We start from the raw sequence: 22676 nt of genomic DNA on the forward strand, positions 1-22676 counted from the left end.
GTCCATCCTGAGCGCCGGTGTGGTCGCCGTCGGCGTGTCGGCGGCGATCTCCGCTCCGGCGGACGCCGCCGCCACGCTGGGCGCGTCGGCGGCCGAGAGAGGCGGCCGCTACTTCGGCGCCGCCGTCGCCGCCGGCCGGCTCGGCGACTCCACCTACGTCGGCATCCTGAACCGCGAGTTCAACTCGGTCACCGCCGAGAACGAGATGAAGTGGAGCTCCACCGAGCCCCAGCGGGGCAGCTTCGACTACACCGGCGCCAACCGGATCGTGAACCACGCCCTGGGACAGGGCATGAAGGTCCGCGGCCACACCCTGCTCTGGCACGGCCAGCAGCCCGGCTGGGCCCAGGGCCTGTCCGGTTCCGACCTGCGCAACGCCGCGATCAACCACGTCACCCAGGTCGCCACCTACTTCCGCGGCAAGATCCACTCCTGGGACGTCGTGAACGAGGCGTTCGCCGACGGCGGCTCCGGCGGCCGGCGCGACTCCAACCTCCAGCGGACCGGCAACGACTGGATCGAGGTCGCCTTCCGCACCGCGCGGGCCGCCGACCCGGGCGCCAAGCTCTGCTACAACGACTACAACACCGACGGGATCAACGCCAAGAGCACCGGCATTTACAACATGGTGCGCGACTTCAAGTCGCGCGGCGTGCCGATCGACTGCGTGGGCTTCCAGTCCCATCTGGGCGGCTCCGTCTCCGGCGACTACCAGGCCAACCTCCAGCGCTTCGCCGACCTCGGCGTCGACGTGCAGATCACCGAGCTCGACGTGGCCCAGGGGTCCAACCAGGCCAACGTCTACGCCACCGTGACCCGGGCGTGCCTGGCGGTGTCCCGGTGCACCGGCATCACCGTCTGGGGCATCCGCGACAGCGACTCCTGGCGCACCGGGGAGAACCCGCTGCTGTTCGACTCCTCCGGCAACAAGAAGGCCGCCTACACCAGCACGCTCAACGCCCTCAACGGCGGTTCCACCAACCCGACCCCGACCCCGACGCCGACCTCCGGCGGGCAGGTCGACACCAACGCCTGGTACGTCCTGGTCAACCGCACCAGCGGCAAGGCCCTGGACGTCTACAACCTCTCCACGGCCGACGGCGGCCGCATCACCCAGTGGGCCCGCAACAACGGCACCAACCAGCAGTGGCAGTTCGTCGACTCCGGCGGCGGCCACTACCGCGTCAAGTCCCGCCTGTCCGGCAAGGTCCTGGACGTCAGCGGCTTCTCCACCGCCAACGGCGGCGCCGTCGTCCAATGGGCCGACCTCAACGGCACCAACCAGCAGTGGCGCCTGGCGAACTCCGACGGCGGTTACCTCCGCCTGATCAACCGCAACAGCAACAAGGCCCTGGAGGTGCAGGGCGCCTCCACCGCCGACGGCGCCAACATCGTCCAGTACGACGACTGGGGCGGCGCCAACCAGCAGTGGCAGCTCTCCCGTGTCGGCTGACCGGTTCTCGAACAAGGAGCACATCTTGGAAATCACGCACACCCGGCGCCCGCGCCGGAACACGGTGGCGATCATCGCGGCCGTGACCACGCTCATGGCCGGTCTCCTGGTCGCGCTGGGCTCGACGAACACCGCGAACGCGGCGACCGTCGACACCAACGCCTGGTACGTCCTGGTCAACCGCACCAGCGGCAAGGCCCTGGACGTCTACAACCTGGCCACCAACGACGGCGCCCGCATCACCCAGTGGGCCCGCAACAACGGCAACCAGCAGCAGTGGCAGTTCGTCGACTCCGGCGGCGGCTACTACCGCGTCAAGTCCCGTCTGTCCGGCAAGGTCCTGGACGTCAGCGGCTTCTCCACCGCCAACGGCGGCGCCGTCGTCCAGTGGAGCGACCTCAACGGCACCAACCAGCAGTGGCGCCTGGCCGACTCCGACAGCGGCTACGTCCGCCTGATCAACCGCAACAGCAACAAGGCCCTCGAAGTGCAGGGCGCCTCCACCGCAGACGGCGCCAACATCGTCCAGTACGACGACTGGGGCGGCGCCAACCAGCAGTGGCAGTTCGTCCAGGTCGGCGGCACGAACCCGACGCCGACCCCGACGCCGACCGGTACGTGCAACCTTCCCTCGACCTACCGCTGGAGCTCGACCGGCGTGCTGGCCAACCCCAGGTCGGGATGGGTCTCGCTCAAGGACTTCACCGTCGCCCCCTACAACGGCAGGCAACTCGTCTACGCCACCACCCACGACTACGGCACCAGCTGGGGCTCGATGAACTTCAGCCTGTTCACCAACTGGTCGGAGATGGCCTCGGCCGGCCAGAACGCCATGTCCTCCGGCACGGTGGCACCTTCGCTGTTCTACTTCGCCCCGAGGAACATCTGGGTGCTCGCCTACCAGTGGGGCGGGCCCGCCTTCTCCTACCGCACCTCCAGCGACCCCACCAACCCCAACGGCTGGTCATCCCCCCAGACCCTCTTCTCCGGCAGCATCTCCGGATCGGGAACCGGACCCATCGACCAGGCCGTCATCGGCGACAGCTCGAACATGTACCTGTTCTTCGCCGGTGACAACGGCAAGATCTACCGGGCCGGCATGCCCATCGGCAACTTCCCCGGCAGCTTCGGCTCCACCTCGACGGTGGTCATGAGCGACACGACGAACAACCTCTTCGAAGCGGTCCAGGTCTACAAGCTGGCAAACCAGAACCGCTACCTCATGATCGTCGAAGCCATCGGCTCCCAGGGCCGCTACTTCCGCTCCTTCACCGCCACCAACCTCAACGGTTCGTGGACCCCGAACGCCACCACCGAGAGCAACCCCTTCGCCGGCAAGGCCAACAGCGGCGCCACCTGGACCAACGACATCAGCCACGGCGAGCTGCTGCGCACCAACGCCGACCAGACCATGACCGTCGACCCCTGCAACCTCCAGCTCCTCTACCAAGGACGCAACCCCAACTCCAACGGCGTCGACTACGGCCTCCTGCCCTACCGCCCCGGCCTGCTGACACTGCAGCGCTGACGGAGTGAGAGCCGGCCCGGCCCGGCTCCCCCCGCTGATCACCCCCTGAACCGGCCCCGGACGTGGCGAGCACTTCGGCCCGCCACCTCCGGGGCCGCCGGCACCCCCCGCCGATCATCCACCTGAGGGAGACGACAGGTGAGACCCGTACCTCGCACGGCCAGGAGGGGAACCCGCCACCCCGCGGGCGCCGACGGCCTCCACATCGACGACGCCTCCTTCCGGTGACAGGAGTCGCGCCGTGCCGGGACACCGATCACCACTGACCGCGACCACGATCGCCGCCTCCGGCACCGCGGCCACGACGGCCGGACGCGGCAGGACGCGGCAGGACGATTCCGGCCCGCTCTCCGGCCGGGTGACCACCGGTCCCGCGGTGCGGTGATCCCGCGGGCCCGATCCCCATCCCCCGATCCCCGTCCACCGAGGAGCGATGTCCATGAGAAGGAACCGAACGCGCGCGCTGATGGCCGCCGCGGTGCTGGCCATGGTGGCGGTCACCCCCGCCACCCAGGCGCAGGCACTGGAGAACGGCGTGGGCCGCACCCCGCCGATGGGGTGGAACACCTGGAACACCTTCGGCTGCAACATCAACGAGACCCTGATCAAGCAGACGGCCGACGCCATGGTCGGCAACGGCATGCGCGACCTGGGATACCAGTACGTCGTCGTCGACGACTGCTGGATGAACCCCACCCGCGACTCCGCCGGGAACCTCCAGCCCAACCTGTCGCGGTTCCCGAGCGGCATGAAGGCGCTCGGCGACTACCTGCACGCCAGAGGGCTGAAGTTCGGCATCTACCAGGCCCCCCTGGACAAGACCTGCGCCCAGTACTTCGGCTCCTACCCCGGCGCGACCGGCAGCCTCAACCACGAGGTCCAGGACGCCCGGCAGTTCGCCGCCTGGGGCGTCGACTACCTGAAGCACGACTGGTGCTCCCCCACCGGCACCATCGACGACCAGGTGCGCGTCTTCGCCAAGATGCGCGACGCCCTGGCGGCCACCGGGCGGCCGATCCTCTACAGCATCAACCCCAACAGCATCCACGAGAAGACCGGCCCGCAACGCGACTGGGGTGACGTCGCCAACATCTGGCGTACGACCGAGGACATCACCAACGCCTGGAACACCGGCCAGACCAACGGCTACCCGATGGGCATCCAGAACATCGTCGACGTCACCGTGCCGCTGGCGGGCTACGCCAGGCCGGGGGCGTTCAACGACCCGGACATGATGGAGGTCGGCCGGGGCGGCATGAACGACACCGAGATGCGCAGCCACTTCGCCCTCTGGGCGATGATGGCCTCCCCTCTCATCGCCGGCAACGACGTGCGGAACATGGACGCGGCGACGCAGACGATCATGAAGAACCAGAACCTGATCGCCATCAACCAGGACACGCTCGGCCTCCAGGCCACCCAGGTCGGCAACGACGGCACCCGCCGCGTCCTGGCCAAGCGGCTGAGCAACGGCGACGTCGCGGTCGCCCTGTTCAACCAGGGCGGCGCCACCACCACGATCGGCACCACCGCGTCCGCCATCGGCCTGTCCGGCGGCTCCTTCGGCCTGCGCGAGGCCTGGAGCAACGCCGTCACCTCGACCACCGGAAACATCTCGGCGAGCGTGCCGGCGCACGGCACCGTCGTGTACCGGGTCAGCGGCGGCACCCCCAACCCGGCGACCGCGATCCGGGGCGCGGGGTCGAACCGGTGCCTGGACGTGACCGGCGCCTCCCAGACCAACGGCACCCCGGTGGTGCTCTGGGACTGCAACGGCCAGAACAACCAGCGGTGGACCTCCACGGCCGCCGGTGAGCTGCGGGTCTACGGCGGCAAGTGCCTGGACGTCAACGACAACGGCACCGCCGACGGCACCGGCGTCATCATCTGGGACTGCAACGGCCAGAACAACCAGAAGTGGCGCCTCAACACCGACGGCACCATCACCGCCCTCGGCGCGAACAAATGCCTGGACGCCGCCGGCAACGCCACGGCCAACAACACCAGAATCCAGATCTGGACCTGCACCGGCGGCGCCAACCAGCGCTGGAACCGCGCCTGACCACGACGCGCCCACGATCTGGTTCCTCGTCCCGCGTGAACCGCCGGAGCCCGCTCACCGCCGACAAGCCGGTAATCGGCCCCGGGACACGGCGGTGGGCACCGGCGGTTCGCGTGGCCTCTCAACCGGCGCGGCGGGAGCGGGCCAGGGCCAGCCCGCCGAGGGCCGTGCCCGCCACCCCCACCACCAGGGCCGCGAAGCCTCCGACTATCCCGTAACCGGTGCCGGGGCCACCGTCGGCGGCGGCCACGACCAGCCCGCCGATGACCACGCCGACCAGCCCCGCCACCAGGGCCACGACGGCCCCCCTCCTCCCGGAGCCGAAGACGGAGCCGGAGCCAGGGCCGGAGCCGGAGCCAGCGCCAGGGCCAGAGCCAGCGCCAGCGCCAGGGCCGGGGCCGGGGCCGGGGCCGATCCGGCCGGTGGAGCGGGCCAGGGCCAGCCCGCCGGCGACCACGCCGACCAGCCCCGCCAGCACGGCCACCATGGACCAGACACGCCCGGCGGTCAGGGTGTAGGAACCGACGGGGGCCAGCTGGAGCGAGACGTGCGCGGCCGCCGGCACGGCGAGCCGGAAGGCTCCGCTCAGGGCGGCTCCGGCCACGGCGGACACATATCGGACTGACATGAGGAGCTCCTTTTCCTACGACCGGCTGCCACGACTTCTCCCGCGGTTCCCGCGATCGGACGTCGCCTGATCATGTCCGCCGGAACCGCCGCCGGTCGTCCACCGGGCGCGGACACCTCGCGCTGCCACCGATGCCGCAATCGGCTGCCGCGGGCGCCGCAGGAACCGCGGAGGTACCGCGTACGCGGTAGCCGGACGGTCATCCGCGCGCAGGAGTCGCCCGCGCGGGCATCCGGCTAGGGTGCGCGCATGGGTACAGGACGGGCCGATGTCCGGGACTGGGCGATCGCCGCCGGCGTCGCGGCGACGCTGCTGGTCACCGCGTCGTCCGGGCGGCACTCCGCCGCGGACCTCGCCCCGCTCGGCTACGCGCTGCTGGCGGCCGGCGGCCTGGCGCTGGCCGCGCGCCGCCGGGCCCCGGTCCTCGTCCTGGCCGTCACCGGGCTGTGCGCGGTGGGTTACCAGGCCGCCGGTTTCGACGTGCCCGCCGTCGCGTACCTGTTCGCCGTGTACGCGGCCGTACGGGCGGGACACCGCGCCGTCACGGTGGCGGCGAGCGTGGGCATGCTGGCCGCTCTCCCCCTCGCGGCCCTGGTCTCGGGCCCGCACGGCCTGGGCGAGGCGCTCGCGCAGGCCCGGGGCGCCCTCGAACTGGCCTGGCTGGTCGCGGCCGGTGCCGCGGGCGAGGCGCTGCGGCAGGCCGAGCGACGGGCGGAGGAGGCCGAGCGCACCCGGGAGGAGACCGCGCGGCACCGCGCCGACGAGGAGCGGCTGCACATCGCGCGGGAGCTGCACGATTCGCTCACCCACCAGATCTCGATCATCAAGGTGCAGGCCGAGGTCGCCGTCCACGTGGCCCGCAGGCGTGGCGAACGGGTGCCGGAGGCCCTGCTCGCGATCCAGGCGGCCGGACGTGAAGCGACCCGGGAGCTGCGCGCCACCCTGCAGGCGTTGCGCGACGACGACACGACCCCGCCGCGCGGGCTCGATCACATCCCGGAACTGCTGGAACGGGCCCGCGCCATCGGCCTGGACGCGACGCTGACGGTCGAAGGGCAGCGGCACGACGTGCCGGCCGCGGTGAGCCGGACCGTCTACCGGATCGTCCAGGAGTCGCTCACCAACATCTCCAGGCACGCCGCCGCCGCCACCGCGTCGGTCCGGATCGGCTACCGTCCGGACGGCCTCGAGATACGCGTCGACGACGACGGCGAGGCCACACCGGACGCCGCGCCGGTGCCCGGCGTCGGCCTTCTCGGGATGCGCGAACGGGTCACCGCCCTCGGTGGCCGCCTGCGCGCCGAGCCGCGCCGCGAGGGAGGCTTCACCGTGCGGGCCGAACTCCCCGTGGACCGGACGTCGTGATCCGTGTCCTGCTGGTCGACGACCAGCCGCTCCTGCGCAGCGGATTCCGCGCGCTCCTCGACCTCGAGGACGACATCGAGGTGGTGGCCGAGGCCGGCGACGGGATGGAGGGCCTCGCCCTGGTCAGGGAACACCTGCCCGACGTCGCCCTCGTCGACGTCCAGATGCCGGTCGTCGACGGCATCGAGACGACCCGGCGCATCGCCGCGGACCCGGCCCTGGCCGGGGTGCACGTCGTCATCCTGACCAACTACGGCCTCGACGAGTACGTCTTCGACGCCCTGCGCGCGGGCGCGGCCGGATTCCTCGTCAAGGACATCGTGCCCGAGGACTTCCTGCACGCCGTACGCGTCGCCGCGCGTGGCGACGCCCTGCTCGCCCCGTCGATCACCCGCAGGCTCATCGGCAGGTACGTCGCCCAGCCACTCGGCACCGGAACCGGCACCGGGCTGAAGGAACTGACCAACCGCGAACGCGAGGCCGTCACCCTGGTCGCCCAGGGCCTGTCCAACGACCAGATCGCCGACCGCATGGTGATCAGCCCCCTGACCGCGAAAACCCACATCAACCGGGCCATGACCAAGCTCCACGCCCGCGACCGCGCCCAGCTCGTGATCCTCGCCTACGAATCCGGCCTGGTGGTCCCGCGCACCTCCTGACGTCTCCCCTCGCCCCCCTCGCTCCCCTCACCACCCCGCGCCGCACCCGGCGAGCCCGAGGCGTCGAACCGGAGTAGCGCCAGGTGGTCCCGGGCGGTCCCGGAAGTCCGAAAACCCGAGGGGCCGGGGGCCAGGGGGCTGGGGGGCCGGGGTGGCCGGACGACGTGTCCGGTCAGACGAAGGACTCGGGGCCGAAGCGGCCCCACGCCACGAAACCGGCGAGGGCGAGGTAGAGCAGGTTCCCCGCGATCGCCGTGAGCTCGTTACGGCGGAAGTGCGTGACCATCGCGCCGATCATCAGCGCCACCAGGCCCACCGCGGCCAGCGGCACCAGGACCGGCGCGACGCCGAGCGCGGCGGGCAGGATCAGGCCCGCCGCGGCCAGGACCTCGAGAACCCCGATGGCCTTGACGGCGCCGGAGCCGACGTCCTGGGCCCACCCCTGGCCGGGGAGGGCGGCGAGCCTCTCCTTGGACAGGATCAGCTTGGCGGCACCGGAGGCCAGGAAGACGAGGGCCAGCAGTCCGGCGATGATCCACAGGGTGAGGTTCATAGGGTTTCTCCTCGCAGAGATGGGGGTGGCTCGGATTCGAGGACGAAGCGGCGACCGGGTCCCGCGCGAGAACGGGCGGGCCCGTCGGCCGGATGGTGTTCGTCTCAGCGGTCCGACGACACAGCCCCCCGGAATGTGAGGCGGCGCGTCGGCCCCGTGGTCCGGCGCGCTGTCTCGTCCATCCGGCGAGGGCGGATGGACGACGTTCCGGCGACGAGGGGCGCGGGCCCGTTCTCAGCGGCGGCGGGTCCGGGGCGGGCTCGGCCGCTCGGGGGGCAGCACCTCGACGGAGGTCTTGCGGATGTGGTCGTAGACCAGCGAGGTCCGTACGTCGGCGATGTTGCGGTGCCGGGAGACGTGGTCGAGGACGAAGTCGCGCAGGTGTCCGGTGTCGCGCACGGCCACCTGGACGATGAAGTCGTCGCCGCCGGACACCACGAAGATCGCGAGGGTCTCGGGGAGCGCGGCGACGTGGTCGCGGAAGCCCTCGACCACGTCCCTGATCTTCGGGTGCAGCCGGACGTGGATGAGCGCCTGGACCGGGCGGCCGATGGCGGCGAGGTTGACCTCGGCGTGGAAGCCCTCGATCACCTCCCTGCCCCGCAGGGACCGGACCCGCTCCAGGCAGGTCGAGGGCGCGATGCCGAGCCGCTCGGCCAGCTCGCGGTTGGTCTGGCGGCCGTCGCGCTGGAGCTCGGCGAGGATGGCCGTATCAAGTTCGTCCACGCACACATTCTCCCAGAGATCCCCGAACTTTCTTCGGAACGACCAGGATTGAGTTGTGATTCCTGCATTCCGGATGCGAATGTCCTCTCAGAAATTCGGAGAGAGGAACGCCGATGACCATGACGGCCGACTGGATCGACACCCTGGACCGCCGGACCGACCTGCCCACCCGGCGGCTTCCGGTGAAATGGGTGATCGTGATCGACCACGACCTGCCCCGGGGCCTGCAGGCCAACGCCGCCGCCTGCCTGGCCGCGTCCGTGGGCAACGCCGTGCCCGCGATCCTGGGCTCGGCGGGCACCGACGCCTCGGGCCACACCCACGCCGGGCTGCCCTGGACCGGGTGCACGGTGCTGGCCGCGCCCGCCGACGTCGTCCGCCGGATCAGGAACGAGGCCGCGGAGGAGGCGGCGGCGACGGGGCTGGTCGTCGCCGACATGGCGGCCATCGCGCAGCGGACCAACGTCTACGACGAGTATCTGGCCGGGCTGGCCCGCGCGGGTGACGAGGAGCTCTCCTACTACGCGGTGAGCCTGCTGGGCCCGCGCCGGACCGTGGAGCGCCTCACGGCCAAGCTCCCACTGCTGCGCTAACGCGGCGGGAAAGCGGGGGAAGCGGGGAAGCGGTCAGGTGACGGGGAGCCTCGGCATGCTGTCGATCAGGCGCCGGGTGTAGGGGTGGGCCGGGGAACCGAGCACGGTGGCGGTGTCGCCCTGCTCCACGATCCGGCCGCGTTCGAGGACCGCCGTGTGGTCGCAGAGCATCGCGACCACGGCGAGGTCGTGGGAGACCATCACGACGGTCAGCCCGTGGCTCTCGCGCAGCTCGGCCAGCAGGTCGATGACCCGTACGCGCGTGGAGACGTCCAGGGCGCTGACGGGTTCGTCGGCGAGCAGGACCCGGGGCTCGCACACGATGGCCCGCGCGATGGCGATCCGCTGGCGCTGCCCGCCGGAGAACTCGTGCGGGTAGCGGCGCGCGGCGTCGGCCGGCAGCCCGACGGCCTCGAGCGCGGCGGCGACGCGCAGGTCGGCGGCCGAGGAGTTCCACCGCGCCGCCGGTACCAGGCCGAGCGAGCGGAGCGGCTCGGCGACGATCCTGCTCACCCGCTGCCGTGGGTCGAGCGAGGAGTACGGGTCCTGGAACACGGTCTGCACGCCGCGGCGGAACGCGCGCATCCGCCCGCGGTCGCGCGGCGAGAGCGGCGTCCCGTCGAAGAGGATCCTTCCGGCGGTGGGCACGGCCAGGCCGAGCAGCAGGCGCAGCAGCGTCGTCTTGCCCGCCCCCGACTCCCCGACCAGGGCCGTGCTGCGCCCTGGCAGTACCTGGAAGGAGACGTCGGAGAGCACCGGGGCCGACGCGCCGCGGTAGGTGAAACCCACCTCGCGCGCCTCCAGGATGGGCTGGTCCGAGGTGGACTGGTTCGGGGTGGGCCGGTCCGGGGTGGGCCGGTCCGAGGTGGACCGGGCCGGGGCGGGCTGGTCCGAGGTGGGCCCGTCCTGGGTGGACTGGTCCGGGGTGGGCTGGTCCGAGGTGGACTGGTCCGGGGTGGGCCGGGTCAACGGTTCGTCCAATCCAGTGCGCTGTCGAGGTGCCGGGCGCCCGCCACCAGCGACCGGGTGTACGGGTGGCGCGGCGCGTCCACGATCTCCCTGACGGTTCCCGACTCGACGGCCTCGCCGTCCTTGAGGACGAGGACGCGGTCGGTGATCCCGGAGACGACCGCGAGGTCGTGGCCGATGAACAGCAGGGCCATGCCCCGGGCGGTGACCAACCCGCCGAGCAGGGCGAGCACCTCCGCCTGCACCGTCACGTCGAGGGCCGTGGTCGGCTCGTCGGCGATGAGCAGCGCGGGCTCGCAGGCCAGGGCCATCGCGATGGCGACGCGCTGGCGCTGGCCGCCGGAGATCTCGTGCGGGTACGCCCGCGCCACCCGGCCGGGTTCGGCGATCCGGACCTCCTGGAGCGCGGCGGCCACGGCGGCGCGCAGGGCGGCCCCGCGCAGCCTCCGCCTGCGCCTGATGGGCTCGGCGAGCTGGCGGCCGACCCTCATGAGCGGGTCGAGTGCCGTCAGGGGCTCCTGGAAGACGACCGACACCGCCCGGCCGCGCAGCCCGTTCAGGCGCCGCTCGGGGGCGCCGACGACCTCGGACGGGCCCGTTCCCGGCGCGTCCAGCACGACGCTGCCGGACGCGGTCATGCCGGACGGCAGCAGGCCCATCACCGCGAGGGCGGTGAGCGACTTGCCGGACCCGGACTCGCCGATCAGGCCGAGCCGCTCCCCCGGGCCGATCGTGAAGGACAGGTCCCTGACGAGGTCGCGGCCTCCGGCGGAGCGCACGCGCAGTCCCGTGACGTCGAGCAGGCTCATCGCGTCCTCCTCCGGGTCGGGTCGGCCACGTCCCTGAGGCCGTCGGCGATCAGGTTCACCCCGATGACGAGCACGACCAGCAGCACGCCGGGGGCGACGGCCCCGACCGGCGCGGTGAGGACGGTCGCCTGGGCCTCCTGCAGCATGCGCCCCCAGGAGGCGTTCGGCGGGGGCGGGCCGAGTCCCAGGTAGGACAGCGACGCCTCGGCCAGCACGGCGAGCCCGAGCTGGAGCGCGAGGTTGACCAGCAGCGTCGGCCAGATGTTGGGCAGGACGTGCTCGGTCACCACGCGCGGCCAGGAGGTCCCGGACGTGCGCGAGGCCGTGACGAAGTCCTGGGCCAGCACGCGCTTGACGAGCACCCGGGTCAGCCTCGCCACGATCGCGGACATGCCCAGCCCGATCGCCAGGATCGCCGAGCCGAGCGAGGCCGAGCGCACCGCGACGATGAGCATGGCCAGGAGCAGGGTGGGGAAGGCGATGAGGATGTCGAGCAGCGCCGAGACCGTGTCGTCGAGCCACCGGGTGGCGAACCCGGCCGCGAGACCGGCGAGCAGGCCGAGGACCCCGCCGAGCAGGACCGACCCGGCCCCGACCGTCAGCGCGATCCGGGCGCCGATCATCAGCTGGGTGAGCAGGTCCCGGCCGAGCTTGTCGGTGCCCAGGAGGTGCTCGGCCCCCGGGGGCATGAGCCGGTCCCCCGAGGTGTCGTCCGGGGCGTACGGGAGCCACAGGAGGGAGAGGGCCGCGACGGCGACGACCAGTCCGGCGAGCACGCATCCGGCCACGAGCGTCGCGGACCACCGCGACCGGGCGGGGGCGTCCGCTGCGGGGGCCTCGGGGACGGGGGCTTTCGGCGAGGAGGCCGCGACCCTCATCGCGGGCCTCATCGCGGGCCTCCGGAGACGGTGCCGCGCAGCCGGGGGTCGATGAGCCGCTGGGCGAGGTCGGCGGCGAAACCGATCAGCAGGACCGCGAAGGTGCTGACGAACAGGATGCCCTGGATCACCGGGTAGTCGTGCTGGGCGATCCCCTTGACCAGCATGCCGCCGAGACCAGGGAGGGCGAACACGCTCTCGACGACGACGGCCCCGAGGAAGGTCGTGGCGAGCTCGATCCCGAGGATGGAGACGACGGGCACGGCCGCGTTGCGCAGGCCGTGCCGCCACATCGCCCCGGTGAAGGAGGAGCCGAGCGCCCTGAAGGTCCGCAGGTGGTCGCTGCCGAGCACGTCCAGGGTGGCGGAGCGGACGTAGCGGATCAGCGAGGCCGACATGACGAGGGCGATCGTGACGACGGGCAGCGCCAGCGAGGTGAGGGCCGCGACCGGGTCCGCCCAGTCGTCCCTCGGGAAGCCACCGGCGGGGAACACCCTCAGCTTGAGCGCGAACACCGTGACCAGCAGCATCCCCACCCAGAAGGCCGGGACCGCGATGCCCAGCTGGGAGAGCCCGCTGAGCAGGGACCCGTACCAGGTGCCCGCGCGGTGGGCGGCGACGAAGCCGACCGGCACGGCGACGGCCACCGCGAGCAGGAAGGACAGCAGGGTCAGCGGGACGGTGACGACCAGGCGGGAGGCGATCTCCGGGCCGACCGGCAGGGTGCTGATGAACGACTCGCCCAGGTCGAGGGTGACGATCTGGCCGAGCCAGGTGGCGAACTGCTCGGGCAGCGGCCGGTCGGAGCCGATCTGGTGGCGGGCGGCCTCGATCTGCTCGGGGGTGGCCCCGGCCGACAGCAGCGCGTTGGCGGGGTCGCCGGGCAGCAGGCGCAGCAGCAGGAACAGCACGACGCAGGCCAGGAGGAACGAGACGAGGAGGAACGCCGCCCGCCGCAGCAGGTACGTGGTCACGGGAGGCCACCGGGCAGCGGGCGAGCGGTCACGGAGGGCCGGGCGGCGCACGTGACGCCGGGGGACCGGCCGGTGCGCGCCGGAACCCGGCCCGCCGCGCGAGGCGGCGGGCCGGGCCGGTGGGGTGTGGTGCCGGGCCAACGGGGTGCGGTGCCGGGCCGGTGGGCTGTGGTATCGGGCCGGTGGGCTGTGGTATCGGGCCGGTGGGATGCGGTACCGGGCCGGTGGGATGCGGTACCGGGCCGGTGGGGTGCGATGCCGGGCCAACGGAGTGCGGTGCCGGGCCGGTGGGGTGCGATGCCGGGCCGAGGGGAGGCGGTGCCGGGCATCAGCTCTTCTTGATGCCGTAGGCGTGGAACTGCGAGTTGAGGCCGTTGACCGGGTAGCCCGACAGCGACGACGAGGCCACCACGATCTGCGGGTAGAGGTAGAGCCAGTCGCTGGCGGCGTCCTCGGCGATCAGCCGGTTCGCCCGCTTGAGCAGCTCGGCCTGCTTCTCGACGGTGTCGGACCTCTCCGCGTCGTTGACCAGTTTGGTCACCTCGGGGTTGTCGTAGCCCCAGTAGAAGTCGGGGTTGCCGTACCAGACGACGTCGCGGTCGTTGACGTGCTCCTGCAGCGTGGCGGTGAAGTCGCGGTTCTTGAACACCTTGGTGTACCACTCGTCGGCGGTGATGACGTTGATCGTCACGTTGACGCCGATCTTGGCCAGCTCGCCCTTGATGAACGTGGCCGCGGTGGGGTGCGGGTCGTAGTTCGGGGTGTCGAGCGTGAAGTCGAACCCGTTCGGGAGACCCGCCTCGGCGAGCTGCTTCTTGGCGAGCTCCACGTCGTAGGGGTCGACCGAGGTGAGGTCCTCGTACCACGGGTCGGTGGGCGGGACCATCGAGCCGATCGGCGTCCCGTAGCCGCCCCAGACGGAGTCGAGCAGCTTGCGGTCGTCGATGGCGGAACTGACGGCCTTGCGGACGAGCTTGTTGTCGAACGGCTTGGCCTTGTCGTTGAAGGCCAGCAGGAGCTTGGTCGTCGACCGGCCGTCGTTGACCTTGTAGTTCGGGTTGTTCTTGAACTGCTCCAGCGCGTCCGGGCTCTGCTCGCTGGTCACGACGTCGACGGCGTCGGTCAGCAGCGCGTTGTTGAGCGCGGTCGCCGAGGTGAAGTAGTGGAAGACCACGCCCTTGTTCGTCGGGGCGGTGCCCCAGTAGCCGTCGAACGGCGTGAGGCTCAGCGTGGAGCCGCGCTTCCACTCGCCGAGCCGGTACGGGCCGGTGCCGTCCTCGGACTTCGTCAGGTCCTTGGCCGCGTCGTTGACGATCCAGATGTAGCTGAGGTTGTAGACGAAGGAGATCGACTTCTCCTTCAGCTTCACGACGACCGTGCGGTCGTCGGGCGTCTCGATGCTCTTGACGACGGCGAAGCTGCTCTTGCGCGCCGACTGCGACTTCTCCGCGGTGACCCGCTCGATGCTGCTCTTCACGTCGGCGGAGGTGAGGGGGTCGCCCGAGTGGAAGGTGACGCCGTCGCGCAGGGTGAAGGTGTAGGTGAGGCCGTCGGAGCCGACCTCGTCGCTCTCGGCGAGCAGGTTCTCTACCTTGCCCTCGTCGGTGAGCCTGAACAGCCCCTCGTAGACGTTGCCGTTGAACGCCTCCGTCGTGCCCTGCCCGCCGCCGCCGGTGTTGTCGAGGTTCTGCGGCTCGTAGAGCGAGCCGACCTCGATCGTCGCGGCCGGGTCGAAGGCGGCCGCCGACCCCGCGGGCGCGGCGCTCCCCCCGGAGCCGGAGCCCGATCCGGAGCCGGAGTCCGGGCCGGGGCCCGAGCCGCAGCCGGCGAGGACCAGCGCGGCCGCGATCACGGCTCCGATGAACGGCGTCGTCTTCCTGTTCACTGTCTCTCCCGATGGCCGTCCGCGCCATCGGGCCGCACGGACCGCACGAGAGGTGCGGGAGCCGCTGCGGGCATGGTTTCGGACAGCTGACTTCGTCACGGCCGGCGAGGACTCGCCGGAGGGGTTTGCTGCGGTACGCCACCGGCGACGGGCTGGGAACACGTCGTCAGCGGCTTCTCAGCTAATCCTACAGAAATAGTAGGCTTTTTCCAATTTCGGACAAAAATCCGCTTTACGGACACCCTTTACCGGCGAAGCGGCTGAGGACCGGGGAGACGGCGGCCGGGGTCCTACAGCAGCGACGGGAGGGCGGCCACGGACCGCAGCAGGTGAGTGTGGCGGTGGCCGCCGAGCTCGGCCACGGTGGCCGCGCCGGTGAGGACGCCGACGACGAAGCCCGCCCCCGCGTTGCGGCCGGCGGCGAGGTCGTTCGGGGTGTCGCCGGCGACGAGGACCCGTCCGACCTCGGTGACGCGCGCCAGTTCCATGGCCCGGAAGACGAGATAGGGCGCGGGACGGCTGAGCGGGACGTCGTCGTCGGCGACGAGGCCGTCGACGGTCTCCCCCACGGTCCAGCCCAGGGCGCCGAGGATGGACTCGGCGATGTCGCGGGAGTAGCCGGTCTGCAGGACGACCTTGACGCCCGCCGCGCGCAGCTCGCCGATGGCCTCGGCGGCACCGGGGATCGCCGTCGGCGGCGTCGCGGCGTAGGCGGCGGTCAGGCGTTCGACGAACCCGGCGTAGACCTCGGCCACCGCCTCCGCGGGGGCGGAGCCGTCGAGGTCGGTGAGCAGGCCCGCGATGGCCTCGTCCTTGCTCGTGCCGGTCCAGCGGTGCAGCGCGTCGCCGGGGACGGGCCGTCCCAGGCGCGCTTCGACGGCCTCGGCCACCGCCCGGTAGACGGCGCCGCCTTCCTGCACGGTGGTGCCGGCCATGTCGAGCGCCGCGAGCTCGAAGACGGGCGGACGCTCGCGCTTGGGGGGTTTTGTGGTCACGGCCATGGGTTTCCTCCGGGGTCGAACATGTCGCGGACGACGGCGAGCCGCCGCGTCCGGGCGTTGGCGATGGTGAAGGTCGCGCGGTCGGGGCGGTACCGGTCGTCGGCGTACTCCACGGGACGGCCCTCGCCGGTCGCGGTGGTGCGGCGCTCGCGCAGCAGCGGGCCGCCCGCCTCGATCTCCAGCAGGGCGGCGTCGGCGGCGGGCGCCGAGATGGCGTCGATCGTGTGGGTGGCCGTCGCGAGATCCGCGCCCCAGGCGGTCAGGCCCGCGTAGACGGACCCGGCGTCGAGGTCGAACTGGAACAGCAGCATGCCGAGGTCGAGGACGAACGAGCTGCGCTCCAGCATGACGGGCAGGCCGTCGATCAGGCGCAGGCGCAGCACGTCCACGACGTGGTCACCCGGCTCCAGGCCGAGCGCGGCGGCCGACGCCTCGGAGGCGCCACGGCGGGCGATCTCCAGGGTGCGCTGGCCGGGACGGTGGCCCAGCTGCTCGGCCCACGCGGTGAACGACAGGAAGGTCTCGAACGGCTGGCCCATCGGCGCGCGCCGGACCACCGGCGACCGGCCCTGACGGCCCTCGATGAGACCCTCGTCGCGCAGCGCCGCCAGCGCCTGCCGGACCGTGCCCCGGGAGGTGCCGAACTCCTCGACGAGCTGGGCCTCGGACGGCAGCGGCCCGCCGACGGACAGGGTGCCCGCGACGATCCGGCCGCGCAGGGCACCGGCGATCTTGGCATGCATGGACTCCGGCGACATGGGCTGACCATACAAGTACCGGCTCGGCGAGTGTCAACCGGCTGGGATTTCCACAAATCACCAGGTGAACAGCGTATTAATTTGTCTGTACAAGTCCCCTGCCCGATTGACGGACGGCACCCTCCGGGGAGAGCCTTCTCGCCGTGACCCGCCTCTCAGCGCCGCCGATGCTCCCTGTCTCCCCGGTCCCGGAGTCGCCGGTGCTTCCCGTCTCCCAGGCCTCGGAGTCGCCGGTTCTCCCCGTTTCCCCGGCCTCGGAGCCACCGGTGTTCCCCGTCTCCCCGGTCGACCTTCTCGTGGTCGGCGCGGGCGTCGTCGGTCTCGCCCACGCCGTCGAGGCGGTCCTGCGCGGCCTGTCGGTCGTCGTCGTGGAACGCGACGCGTTCGCGGTGGGTGCCTCGGTGCGCAACTTCGGGCACATCTGCACGACCGCACAGGACGGGCTCGCGCTCACCTACGCCCTCGCGGCCCGGGAACGCTGGCTGTGGCTCGCCGGGGAGGCCGGATTCACCGCGCTGGAGTGCGGGACCGTGGTGGTCGCCCGCCGGCCGGACGAGATGGCCGTCCTGGCGGAGTTCGCCGCCGCTCGCGGGCCGGAGCAGGTGGTACTGCTGAACCGCTCAGGCGTGGCCGCGCAGCTGCCCGCGCACGACCCCGAGATCGTGGGCGGCGCCCATCTGCCCCTCGACCTGCGGGTTGACCCGAGGCGGGCGATCCCGGCCCTGGCCGCCTGGCTGGCCGCGCGGGGCGTGCCGATCCTGTGGCGGACCAACGTGCTGTCGGTCGAGCCCGGCCTGGCCCGCACCGCCCGCGGCGACGTCCGCGCCGCCCGTACCGTCATCGCGGTCGGGCACGACGTCGACCGGCTCCTGCCGGAGGTCGCCGACGACGCCGGGCTGACCCGGTGCAGCCTGCAGATGCTGCAGGTCGCCGCGCCCGGTGGCGTGCGGGTGGGGCCGGGCGTGCTGACCGGGCTCTCCCTGCTGCGCTACGCCGGGTTCGCCTCCCTCCCGGCGGCCGGGCCCGTCCGCGATCGGATCGGGCGGGAGGCGCCGGAACTCGCCGACGCCGCCGTCAACCTGATGTTCACCCAGCGCCCCGACGGCGATCTCGTCCTCGGCGACACCCATCACTACGCGCCGACCCACGAACCGTTCGACGACGAGAGGCTCGCCGAGCTCGTCCTGCGCGAAGGGGCCCGGCTGCTCGGCGTCCCCGGACTGCGCGTGCGCAAGCGCTGGCGGGGCGTGTATGCCTCGGCAGGCACCGACTTCCTCGACCGGGAGGTGGCCGGCGGCGTCCGCGTCGTCTCCGTCACCTCCGGCATCGGGATGACGACGGCCCACGGACTGGCCGCCGCCGTCCTCGACTCCCTCACCTGACCTCCCCCAGCCTCCTCTCACCTTGAGAAGGGACCTCTCACGCGCCACCGGCCTCCGCGCCGGCGTGACCCCTGAATCGGCGACTCCCCCGCGAGGCGCAGGGAAGCACGGCACGGTTCCGGGAGGGGCGTTTTCGGCGAGGGCCTTTTTGGCGAGGCCTACCGGGAAGGGGTGGCTCCGGGAGGAGCCGGTTCACAGGGGGAGGACGCCGCCGGGCTTGAGGGCTTTCATCGCGATCTGCGAGGTGAGCTTGTCCAGGCCGGGCAGGCGGCCGAGCCGCTCCAGGCAGAGCTGGCTGTAGGCGTCCATGTCGGGCACCGCCACCCGCAGCACGTAGTCGGGGCGGCCGAACATGCGCAGGCACTCCACCACGTCGTCGATCTCCATGACGGCGGCCTCGAAGGCGGTGACCGTCTCGGCGTCCTGGCCCTCCAGCTCGACGTAGGCGACGACCTGGAAGCCCCGCCCCACGGCCGCCGGGTCGATCACGGCGCGGTAGCCGGTGATCACTCCGCTCTCCTCCAGGTTGCGGACCCGGCGCAGGCACGGCGAGGGGGTGAGCCGCACCCGCTCGGCCAGCTCCAGGTTGCTCAACCGCCCCTCCACCTGCAGGAGACCGAGAATTGCGCGATCCGTCACATCCATGACATCGGATGCTAACGAGGGGCTCCGGCCTTGGAAAGATTGACATCGAATTTTGTTCTACCTGGCATAACCTTGCGGCTACGCAGGAGCGCCGACGACGGGACGAAACAATGACGATCTTCGCAGACGCCCGGGAGATCTCCCCCGACGACCGCTACCTGCTCGACGAGGGCCGGGTCTTCATGACCGGCACCCAGGCCCTGGTCAGGGTGATCATCGACCAGATGCGCGCCGACAGGGCCGCGGGCCTGCGTACCGGCACGATGGTGTCCGGCTACCCCGGCTCCCCGCTCGGCGGCTTCGACCAGGAGCTGGCCCGCTCGCGCCACCACACCGAGCCGCTCGGCGTGGTGCATCACCCCGGGCAGAACGAGGAACTCGGCGCCACCTCCGTCTGGGGCAGCCAGCTCGTGCCCTCCCTCCCCCGCCCGCGCACCTCGGGCGTGCTGGGCGTCTGGTACGGCAAGGCGCCCGGCGTCGACCGCGCGGCCGACGCGTTCCGGCACGGCAACTTCGTCGGCGCCCACCCCGAGGGCGGCCTGATCGCGCTCTGCGGCGACGACCCGACCTGCAAGTCCTCCACCCTCCCCTCGGCGACCGAGGGCACGCTCGCCACGCTGGGCATGCCGATCATCCACCCCGGCAGCGTCCAGGAGCTGCTCGACCTGGGGCGCCACGCGATCGCGGCGTCCCGGGCCAGCGGCCTGTGGGTCGCGGTGAAGGCCGTCTCCAACGTCGTGGACGGCACCGGCACCGTGGACGTCGGGCATGACCGGGTCGTCCCGGTCATGCCCGTCGTCGAGTACCAGGGCAGGCCGTACCGGCACGTGCCCGACGCCACGCTGCTCACCCCGTGGTCGCTGGAGATGGAGCGCACGCTCGTCGGCCCGCGTCTCGACCTGGCCCGCGCCTACGCCCGCGAGAACGGGCTCAACCGCGTCACCGCCGACCCCCGCGACGCCTGGCTGGGCGTCGTCGCCTCCGGGACCGCCTACTACGACGTCCGCGAGGGCTTCCGCAAGCTCGGCGTCACGCCGGAGGAGGCCGGGGTCCGCCTCCTGAAGATCGGCATGCTCTGGCCGCTGGACCCGGAGATCGTCCGGACCTTCGCCCGGGGGCTGTCGGAGATCCTCGTCGTGGAGGAGAAGGCCCCGCTGCTGGAGACCTCGGTCAAGGACATCCTGTACGGGACCGCCGACGCCCCCCGCGTACTGGGCAAGCTCGACGAGAACGGCGCGCAGCTCATCCCCCGGCACGGAGCCGTCGACGCCGACCTCGCCGCCAAGGCCATCGCCTTCCGGCTGCGCCGCCGGGGCCTGACCGGCCCGGACGGACTGACCGGCCCGAATAATTTGATCAACCTGACCAGCCCGAACGGCTTGACCGACCTGACCGGCCTGAACGGTCTCGGTGAGCAGGTGGCGAAGGGGCTCTCCGTCATCTCGCGCCCGGCGCCGCTCACGCTGCTCACCCCCAAGCGCACCCCGTTCTTCTGCTCGGGCTGCCCGCACAACCGTTCCACCGCCGTCCCCGACAACGCGCCCGTCGGCGCCGGGATCGGCTGCCACACCATGGTGGTGCTCAACCGCGAGGGCAAGGGCACGCTCACCGGCCTCACCCAGATGGGCGGCGAGGGCGCGCAGTGGATCGGCCAGGCGCCGTTCACCGACACCCCGCACATCTTCCAGAACCTCGGCGACGGCACCTTCCACCACAGCGGCTCGCTCGCGGTGCGGGCCGCGGTAGGCGCGGGCGTCAACATCACCTACAAGCTGCTCTACAACAGCGCGGTCGCGATGACCGGGGGCCAGACGATCACCCCCGCGCTGTCGGTGCCCGACCTGACCCGCTGGCTGGAGACCGAGGGGGTGCGCAGGGTCGTCGTCACCACCGACGAGCCCGAGCGCTACCGGGGGGTCAGGCTCGCGGGCATCGCCGAGGTGCGTGACAGGACGGCGCTGGAGGACGCCCAGCGCGAGCTGGCCGCGATCCCCGGCGTGACCGTGCTCATCCACGACCAGCAGTGCGCGGCCGAGAAGCGGCGGCTGCGCAAGAAGGGCGACCTGCCCGACCCCGCCAGGCGGGTGGCGATCAACCAGCGGGTCTGCGAGGGCTGCGGCGACTGCGGGCAGAAGTCCGAGTGCCTGTCCGTGCTGCCGGTGGAGACCGAGTTCGGCCGCAAGACCGAGATCCACCAGTCGTCCTGCAACAAGGACTACTCGTGCGTGGAGGGCGACTGCCCGTCCTTCCTCACCGTCCTGCCCGCCCTGCCCTCGAAGGGGAAGGCCGCCTCGAAGAGGCGCGCCCCGCTGCCCGCGCCGCCGGACATGCCCCTTCCCGAGGCCCGCACCGGGGAGACCTCGATCAGGCTGGTCGGCATCGGCGGCACCGGCGTGGTGTCGGTCGCGCAGATCCTCGGCACCGCCGCGATGCTCGACGGCAGGCGCTCGCGGGGGCTCGACCAGACCGGCCTGGCCCAGAAGGGCGGCACGGTCGTCTCCGACATCCTCATCTTCGACGGTGACGGCGACCGCTCGGCGCGGGGCGGCGTGGCCAGCGTGGACGCCTACCTGGCGCTGGACCTGATCGGCGCCACCGACCCCGCCCACCTGGCCGCCGCCGACCGCGACCGTACGGTGGCGGTGGTCTCCACCAGCCTGGCGCCGACCGGTTCGATGGTGCTCGACCCGTCCACCCACCTGACCGACGCAGGCTCGCCGATCGGCGCGCTGGAGTCGCGGACCCGGCGCGAGCTGAACGTCTATCTCGACGCCGAGGAGATGGCCCAGGCGCTGTTCGGCGACCACATGCCCGCCAACACGATCATCGTCGGGGCCGCCTGGCAGCGCGGGCTCATCCCGCTCGGCCTGGAGTCGATCGAGCGGGCCATCCGCGCGGGCGGCGGCCGGGCCGCCGAGCGGACCGTCGCCGCCTTCCACTGGGGGCGCGCGGTGGTCGCCGCCCCCGAGGCCGTGGCCGCGGCGACCCGCCCCGCCGCCCCGGCCGCGCCGCTCCCCGCCCCGGAGTCGGTACGCCTGGTCGACGCGGTCGCCGAGCCCGACACCGAGCTGCACCGGATCCTCACGGTCCGGGTGCCCGACCTCGTCGCGTACCAGAACGCGCGCTACGCCGCCCGCTACGCCGACGCGGTCCGCGCGGTCCTCGTCAGGGAGCGGGAGGTCTCCCCCGGGAGCACCGCCGTCACCGAGGCCTACGCCCGGCAGCTGCACCGGCTGATGGCGTACAAGGACGAGTACGAGGTGGCGCGCCTGCACCTCGACCCGGCCGAGCGGGCGCGGATCGTCGCCGAGTTCGGCCCCGGCGCGAGGGTCTCCTACAACCTGCACCCGCCGTTCCTGCGCGCCCTGGGCATGAGGCGCAAGCTCCGCCTCGGCGCCTGGTTCGACCCGGCCTTCCGCCTGCTGTACGGCATGCGCGTGCTGCGCGGCACCCGCCTGGACCCGTTCGGCCTGGGCGGGGTGCGCGGGACCGAGCGGGAGCTCGCGGCCGAGTACAGCCGCGACGTGCACCGCGCGCTGGACCACCTGCGCCCCGAGACCGGGGAGCGGGTCCGCGAGCTGGCCGAGCTGCCGGACGCGGTCCGCGGCTACGAGCACGTGAAGCTGCGCAACGTGGCCGCCTACCGCGCCTCCGTCAGGGCCGCCCTCGACGAGCTGACCGGCGCCTGAGATCCGTGCCCCGCTGCCCGGACGGCGAGGTCCCGACCGGGAGCGACGGGGGCGGGGGTACGGGGGCGGGGTACCGGTGCGGGTCCGGGGGCGGAGCTGGACACAGACGAGCGCGCGGA

At 72.2% G+C, this 22676-nt stretch carries 20 protein-coding genes; 9 read left to right on the top strand and 11 right to left on the bottom strand.

Features of this window, described 5'->3' with window-relative positions; all coding sequences use genetic code 11:
* The first annotated feature begins 19 nt into the window (after positions 1–19).
* The 4 genes from ABT053_RS00500 to ABT053_RS00515 all read left to right on the top strand — a co-directional run bounded on the left by ABT053_RS00500 (position 20) and on the right by ABT053_RS00515 (position 5043).
* Complete coding sequence (locus ABT053_RS00500; RefSeq protein WP_350966647.1) at positions 20–1453, top strand: glycoside hydrolase family 10 protein; 1434 nt, start codon at positions 20–22, stop codon at positions 1451–1453.
* Between the two features lie 94 nt (positions 1454–1547).
* Entirely contained in the window at positions 1548–2981 is a 1434-nt protein-coding gene (locus ABT053_RS00505; RefSeq protein ID WP_350967093.1) for a non-reducing end alpha-L-arabinofuranosidase family hydrolase, read from the top strand.
* 241 nt (positions 2982–3222) lie between these two features.
* Positions 3223–3366, top strand: coding sequence for a hypothetical protein (locus tag ABT053_RS00510; protein WP_350966648.1), 144 nt, complete (start codon positions 3223–3225; stop codon positions 3364–3366).
* Positions 3367–3420: 54 nt separating this feature from the next.
* Positions 3421–5043, top strand: a complete 1623-nt coding sequence (locus tag ABT053_RS00515; protein ID WP_350966649.1) for a glycoside hydrolase family 27 protein — start codon at positions 3421–3423, stop codon at positions 5041–5043.
* Between the two features lie 121 nt (positions 5044–5164).
* Here ABT053_RS00515 and ABT053_RS00520 read toward each other — a convergent pair whose 3' ends face one another.
* The gene (locus ABT053_RS00520; RefSeq protein WP_350966650.1) at positions 5165–5671 is read right to left on the bottom strand and encodes a DUF6223 family protein; all 507 of its coding nucleotides are present in this window, start codon (positions 5669–5671) and stop codon (positions 5165–5167) included.
* A gap of 249 nt (positions 5672–5920) precedes the next feature.
* Between ABT053_RS00520 and ABT053_RS00525 the strand changes: the two genes are divergently transcribed.
* Together ABT053_RS00525 and ABT053_RS00530 are read left to right on the top strand one after the other, a co-directional pair.
* Positions 5921–7036 (top strand): sensor histidine kinase, encoded by a 1116-nt coding sequence (locus tag ABT053_RS00525; protein WP_350966651.1) that lies wholly within the window; start codon positions 5921–5923, stop codon positions 7034–7036.
* Positions 7033–7695: a response regulator gene (locus ABT053_RS00530; RefSeq protein ID WP_350966652.1), complete on the top strand. Its 663-nt coding sequence runs from the start codon at positions 7033–7035 to the stop codon at positions 7693–7695. The genes ABT053_RS00525 and ABT053_RS00530 overlap by 4 nt, the downstream gene beginning before the upstream one ends.
* A 172-nt stretch (positions 7696–7867) precedes the next feature.
* Here ABT053_RS00530 and ABT053_RS00535 read toward each other — a convergent pair whose 3' ends face one another.
* Together ABT053_RS00535 and ABT053_RS00540 are read right to left on the bottom strand one after the other, a co-directional pair.
* Positions 7868–8248, bottom strand: coding sequence for a DoxX family protein (locus tag ABT053_RS00535; protein WP_350966653.1), 381 nt, complete (start codon positions 8246–8248; stop codon positions 7868–7870).
* A gap of 234 nt (positions 8249–8482) precedes the next feature.
* Positions 8483–8974, bottom strand: coding sequence for an Lrp/AsnC family transcriptional regulator (locus tag ABT053_RS00540; protein ID WP_350966654.1), 492 nt, complete (start codon positions 8972–8974; stop codon positions 8483–8485).
* A 113-nt stretch (positions 8975–9087) separates the two neighbouring features.
* Between ABT053_RS00540 and ABT053_RS00545 the strand changes: the two genes are divergently transcribed.
* Positions 9088–9567, top strand: a complete 480-nt coding sequence (locus ABT053_RS00545; RefSeq protein ID WP_350966655.1) for a DUF2000 domain-containing protein — start codon at positions 9088–9090, stop codon at positions 9565–9567.
* Between the two features lie 33 nt (positions 9568–9600).
* Here ABT053_RS00545 and ABT053_RS00550 read toward each other — a convergent pair whose 3' ends face one another.
* The 7 genes from ABT053_RS00550 to ABT053_RS00580 form a co-directional block, all read right to left on the bottom strand.
* Complete coding sequence (locus tag ABT053_RS00550; RefSeq protein ID WP_350966656.1) at positions 9601–10548, bottom strand: ABC transporter ATP-binding protein; 948 nt, start codon at positions 10546–10548, stop codon at positions 9601–9603.
* Entirely contained in the window at positions 10533–11345 is an 813-nt protein-coding gene (locus tag ABT053_RS00555) for an ATP-binding cassette domain-containing protein (protein ID WP_350966657.1), read from the bottom strand. The genes ABT053_RS00550 and ABT053_RS00555 overlap by 16 nt, the downstream gene beginning before the upstream one ends.
* Positions 11342–12223: an ABC transporter permease gene (locus tag ABT053_RS00560; RefSeq protein WP_350966658.1), complete on the bottom strand. Its 882-nt coding sequence runs from the start codon at positions 12221–12223 to the stop codon at positions 11342–11344. Before ABT053_RS00560 ends, ABT053_RS00555 begins: the two co-directional genes overlap by 4 nt.
* A gap of 8 nt (positions 12224–12231) precedes the next feature.
* Complete coding sequence (locus ABT053_RS00565; protein WP_350966659.1) at positions 12232–13197, bottom strand: ABC transporter permease; 966 nt, start codon at positions 13195–13197, stop codon at positions 12232–12234.
* 328 nt (positions 13198–13525) lie between these two features.
* Positions 13526–15082 carry an ABC transporter substrate-binding protein gene (locus tag ABT053_RS00570; protein WP_350966660.1) on the bottom strand — a complete coding sequence of 519 codons (1557 nt, stop codon included), beginning with the start codon at positions 15080–15082 and terminating at the stop codon, positions 13526–13528.
* A 290-nt stretch (positions 15083–15372) separates the two neighbouring features.
* On the bottom strand, positions 15373–16077 hold the full coding sequence (locus ABT053_RS00575; RefSeq protein WP_350966661.1) for a phosphonatase-like hydrolase: 705 nt from the start codon (positions 16075–16077) through the stop codon (positions 15373–15375).
* Positions 16074–16841, bottom strand: a complete 768-nt coding sequence (locus tag ABT053_RS00580; protein WP_350966662.1) for a GntR family transcriptional regulator — start codon at positions 16839–16841, stop codon at positions 16074–16076. The genes ABT053_RS00575 and ABT053_RS00580 overlap by 4 nt, the downstream gene beginning before the upstream one ends.
* Positions 16842–16984: 143 nt before the next feature.
* On the opposite strand from ABT053_RS00580, the gene ABT053_RS00585 reads away from it, so the two are divergent.
* A complete protein-coding gene (locus ABT053_RS00585; protein ID WP_350966663.1) occupies positions 16985–18223 on the top strand; it encodes a TIGR03364 family FAD-dependent oxidoreductase in 1239 nt (412 codons plus the stop codon).
* Positions 18224–18415: 192 nt separating this feature from the next.
* Here ABT053_RS00585 and ABT053_RS00590 read toward each other — a convergent pair whose 3' ends face one another.
* Positions 18416–18868, bottom strand: coding sequence for an Lrp/AsnC family transcriptional regulator (locus ABT053_RS00590; RefSeq protein ID WP_350966664.1), 453 nt, complete (start codon positions 18866–18868; stop codon positions 18416–18418).
* Between the two features lie 110 nt (positions 18869–18978).
* Between ABT053_RS00590 and ABT053_RS00595 the strand changes: the two genes are divergently transcribed.
* Positions 18979–22557, top strand: a complete 3579-nt coding sequence (locus ABT053_RS00595) for an indolepyruvate ferredoxin oxidoreductase family protein (protein WP_350966665.1) — start codon at positions 18979–18981, stop codon at positions 22555–22557.
* Positions 22558–22676: the final 119 nt, after the last annotated feature.

Origin of the sequence: Streptosporangium sp. NPDC002524 (genome assembly GCF_040295985.1) — a bacterium.
Taxonomy (GTDB): Bacteria; Actinomycetota; Actinomycetes; order Streptosporangiales; family Streptosporangiaceae; genus Streptosporangium.

Excerpts from the sequence above, each read along its gene's own strand:
- ABT053_RS00520 (WP_350966650.1), bottom strand. The coding sequence starts at position 5,671 with ATGTCAGTCCGATATGTGTCCGCCGTGGCCGGAGCCGCCCTGAGCGGA.
- ABT053_RS00595 (WP_350966665.1), top strand. The coding sequence starts at position 18,979 with ATGACGATCTTCGCAGACGCCCGGGAGATCTCCCCCGACGACCGCTAC.
- ABT053_RS00525 (WP_350966651.1), top strand. The coding sequence starts at position 5,921 with ATGGGTACAGGACGGGCCGATGTCCGGGACTGGGCGATCGCCGCCGGC.
- ABT053_RS00580 (WP_350966662.1), bottom strand. The coding sequence starts at position 16,841 with ATGTCGCCGGAGTCCATGCATGCCAAGATCGCCGGTGCCCTGCGCGGC.
- ABT053_RS00535 (WP_350966653.1), bottom strand. The coding sequence starts at position 8,248 with ATGAACCTCACCCTGTGGATCATCGCCGGACTGCTGGCCCTCGTCTTC.
- ABT053_RS00505 (WP_350967093.1), top strand. The coding sequence starts at position 1,548 with ATGGCCGGTCTCCTGGTCGCGCTGGGCTCGACGAACACCGCGAACGCG.
- ABT053_RS00590 (WP_350966664.1), bottom strand. The coding sequence starts at position 18,868 with ATGGATGTGACGGATCGCGCAATTCTCGGTCTCCTGCAGGTGGAGGGG.
- ABT053_RS00545 (WP_350966655.1), top strand. The coding sequence starts at position 9,088 with ATGACCATGACGGCCGACTGGATCGACACCCTGGACCGCCGGACCGAC.
- ABT053_RS00555 (WP_350966657.1), bottom strand. The coding sequence starts at position 11,345 with ATGAGCCTGCTCGACGTCACGGGACTGCGCGTGCGCTCCGCCGGAGGC.
- ABT053_RS00560 (WP_350966658.1), bottom strand. The coding sequence starts at position 12,223 with ATGAGGGTCGCGGCCTCCTCGCCGAAAGCCCCCGTCCCCGAGGCCCCC.
- ABT053_RS00515 (WP_350966649.1), top strand. The coding sequence starts at position 3,421 with ATGAGAAGGAACCGAACGCGCGCGCTGATGGCCGCCGCGGTGCTGGCC.